The 331-nt window shown below is 41.1% G+C and carries 1 protein-coding gene; it reads right to left on the reverse strand.

Going from position 1 to position 331, the window contains the following annotated elements; translation table 11 throughout:
* The coding region (locus IAI56_RS15985) for a hypothetical protein (protein ID WP_187658798.1) at positions 1-331 on the reverse strand (331 nt) is incomplete at both ends.

Raw genomic sequence — 331 nt, forward strand, 5'->3', positions numbered from 1 at the left:
GCCTGTAGCGTTGTTTTCTACGCGTACCCAAATGGTGTCTAAATTACTAGCTAAGTAGTTACTCGTATTGATAATTGGAAAATCGCCATCTTCTGCCAGTGGTTGACTGGTATAATATGTTACGGTATAACTGCTCGCTGGTAGTGGTTGTTGGGCTAAAACTGCTGCTGTTAGTACCGTTAAGTTTACGTTAGTACTAGCACTTTGGTTGTTGCTATCGGTATCACATACTTCGATATCATCCAAATCAATTGGTGCTATTGGACTTGGATTAACTTCTAACGTAATCGGCATCACACTAAAACAGCCTGTAACTGGATCTTCTGCTCTG

Source organism: Flavobacterium macrobrachii (assembly GCF_014486675.1).
GTDB classification, from domain to species: Bacteria; Bacteroidota; Bacteroidia; order Flavobacteriales; family Flavobacteriaceae; genus Flavobacterium; species Flavobacterium macrobrachii.